Source organism: Pseudorhodobacter sp. (genome assembly GCF_030452865.1).
Lineage (GTDB): Bacteria > Pseudomonadota > Alphaproteobacteria > Rhodobacterales > Rhodobacteraceae > Pseudorhodobacter.
Genome location: NZ_JAKDLJ010000421.1, coordinates 1 through 2,932 on the forward strand (window position 1 = coordinate 1; position 2,932 = coordinate 2,932).

General features: G+C 58.9%; 3 protein-coding genes. 1 reads left to right on the forward strand and 2 read right to left on the reverse strand.

Annotation, left to right across the window (positions count from 1 at the left end; translation table 11 throughout):
* Positions 1-296: 296 nt before the first annotated feature.
* Positions 297-440, reverse strand: a complete 144-nt coding sequence (locus tag L0H65_RS19835) for a transposase domain-containing protein (protein ID WP_367652014.1) — start codon at positions 438-440, stop codon at positions 297-299.
* A 383-nt stretch (positions 441-823) separates the two neighbouring features.
* Here L0H65_RS19835 and L0H65_RS17420 point away from each other — a divergent pair, with 383 nt between their 5' ends.
* Positions 824-1,996 (forward strand): Xaa-Pro peptidase family protein, encoded by a 1,173-nt coding sequence (locus tag L0H65_RS17420; protein ID WP_301460491.1) that lies wholly within the window; start codon positions 824-826, stop codon positions 1,994-1,996.
* 64 nt (positions 1,997-2,060) lie between these two features.
* Here the strand turns inward: L0H65_RS17420 and ehuA are convergent, their stop codons facing one another.
* Positions 2,061-2,813, reverse strand: coding sequence for an ectoine/hydroxyectoine ABC transporter ATP-binding protein EhuA (gene ehuA / locus L0H65_RS17425; protein WP_301460492.1), 753 nt, complete (start codon positions 2,811-2,813; stop codon positions 2,061-2,063).
* Positions 2,814-2,932: the final 119 nt, after the last annotated feature.

Genomic DNA, 2,932 nt, shown 5'->3' on the forward strand with positions numbered 1-2,932 from the left:
AGTGCGGAGTTTCGTCTGACGGGCCTGGCCACCGCAGGCCCAGAAAGCCAGTGCAACGCCAAAGGATATAATGCGCTCGTCTTTTGTTCGCGCGATGCGGCAATGCAGTGCTCAATCACTGCCGGAAGGACAAAGGAAATCTCGGCATTTTGAAAGAGTATCAGGGTATTTCGCGGGGTACGGAGGCGGATAAACTTCGGGACGACCGGGCGCCAATCCGTTGAACTCTCGGACAAGACGCAGGACAGGATTCAAGCGGAAATTTCCGCAAACGCTCGCTGCGGACCACCGACGGCTTATCGTGACGGTTTGAAGTTCCACGTCCGCAGGTCGTAGATGGAGCTTTGTGTATGGCCGTTGGCGATCAAAGTCAGCGTTGCATTGAGGAAGGCGGAAGGCCCGATACCGTTGATTTTGTACGTTTCGATCAGCAGTGCGATGCGGCCCCATGTGACGCCGCCTTCGTCGTAGCCTGTGCAGAGTGCGTTCCTGGATTGAGGTCATGGAACGGATGAGGTTCTCCACGCGGTTGCTATTGATGTCGACGCGGCCATCGGCGCAGTTGGTCTGACGGGCTGACTGGCGCTGGCCGGGAGAGATGCTGCGGATATAGGCCGCGATGACATCGAACTCAGCGATGCGGCGCAGGCCCTCGGCGGCGATGTCGGCGCCGTCGCGGTCAAAGACCTCGTTCAGTTTGGGCCTTGCATCGGCCCAGTAATGCGCCACGCGCACTGGATCACCGCCCTTGCCCAAGCTCAATCGCATGTGGAAGCAAGCAGGATGCGGTTGGCACCCCAATACGCACAGCAGCGGTAGGAAAATGGTCAAAACTCTGCCGAGAAGCGCAAAAGTCATCATCGTCGGTGGTGGTATCGTTGGTTGCTCGGTCGCCTATCATCTGGCGCGGGCGGGGCTGGACGGTATCTTGCTGTGCAGCGAGGCAGAAATCCGCTATTTTTCGGGATTTCGCACGTTGTTTTGGCAAAGCCCAACCCGGCCGTGGTTCATGTTCCTTCCCGTGGACGGCAAGCCTGTGGCGATCATCCCTGAAATCGGGGCTGCGCTGATGCGCCAGACTTGGGTTCAGGATATCCGCACCTGGGCCGCGCCGCACCCCGAAGATGACGGGATCAGCCTGTTACACGACCTTTTGCAGCCATTTGCGGCCAGGACGGGGCGAATCGGCCTGTTGAAAGGGCATGAAACCGGATTGCGGATGCCACTGGGCGACTATGAGCGGCTGATGGCGGGGCTGCCGGGCCTGCGTAGTGAAGATGCAACCGGCATCATTCGCGCCCTGCGCATGGTGAAATCGTCCGCGGAAATCAACAAACTGGAACATATCTGCGCCATAGGCTCCCGGACTTTTGCGGCGGTGCCGGAATTTACCCATGCGGGTCAACCGTTGAACGAAACCTTCCGCGCCTTCCGGCGGGAGGCGCTTTTGCAAGGTGCCGATGATGTGCCCTATCTGGTCGGGGCAGCGGGGCAGGGCGGCTATATCGACGTGATCTCTCCTCCCGGACCGCAGCCGTTGCAAAAGGGCGATATCCTGATGATGGATACCGGTGCCACTTTTGATGGGTATTTCTGCGACTTTGACCGCAATTGGGCGATTGGACATGCCGATAATCTATCGCGCCGGGCCTATGATGTTTTATGGCGCGCAACCGAAGCCGGGTTGGAGGGGGCAACTGCCGGGGCAACCTGCCGCGACCTGTTCAACGCGATGCGCAAGGTGATTGCCGAGATGGACAGTTCCGGCGGGGATGTCGGGCGGCTTGGTCATGGTTTGGGCATGCAACTGACCGAATGGCCATCGCATGCCGCCTTTGACGCAACCGTATTGCAGAAGAATATGGTCCAGACGCTGGAACCATCGCTTTCCTATGGTACTGGCCGTATGATGGTGCATGAGGAAAATATCGTGGTGGGCAACGGGCGCGCACGGCTGTTGTCCACCCGCGCCGCGCCCGAATTGCCGGTGATCTGAAGCGTGTTGCTCTCAATCGGGTTGCCGTGTGGATTCGATTGGACGCAACACGATCCAAGCCAGATCAGATCGCCTCGCGCACGGCACTCAGGAACTGCTGTGTGCGGGGTTTTTGCGGGTTCTCGAACAGTTCCTTGGGGCTCCCCTGTTCCTCGATCTTGCCTTTGTAGAAAAGGCGGATCCGGCCGGAACTATCTTTGGCAAAGCCCATCTGATGCGTGACCATCAGCATGGTCAACGCATGTTCAGCGGTCAGCGTGCGAATGACGTTCGTCACCTCTCCGATCACTTCCGATGTCACCTCGTCAAACAGCATCACCTTCGGCCGCATCGCCAGTGTGCGCGCAATCGCGACGCGCTGCTGCTGGCCGCCCGAAAGCTGCGCCGGACGGTGGCTGCGTTTGTCGGCCATGCCCACCTGTTCCAGCAATGTTTCTGCCCGCGCCCTGGCTTCGGGTTTCGAGATCCCAGGAACCTGGACCGACCCTTCCATGCAGTTTTCAAGTGCGGTCATATGCGGAAACAGGTTGAAATGCTGAAAGCACATGCCGATTTTGGACCGCACCCGCCGCAAATGCGCGCTATTGGCCGCCACCAGCTGCCCGCCCTTTTCCATATGGGTCATGGGTTCGCCCTCGACATAGATCACGCCGCCATTGATCTTTTCCAAGGTCATCAACATGCGCAAAACCGTGGTTTTCCCGGAACCGGAGGGGCCGATCACGGTCACCATCTCGCCGCTGGCAATATCCAGATCCAACTGGTCAAGCACCGTCAGCGTGCCATAGCTTTTGGTGACCTTTGCAAAGCGGACCATCGGCACGTCAGCGCCTTCGAGACGAAGCGGGAAGGCGCTGACGTGACGATGAACCGCGCCAGCACATAATAGATGAGCAGCGCCGTGCCGAACGCCTCAGCCGATTTGAACGAGGCATT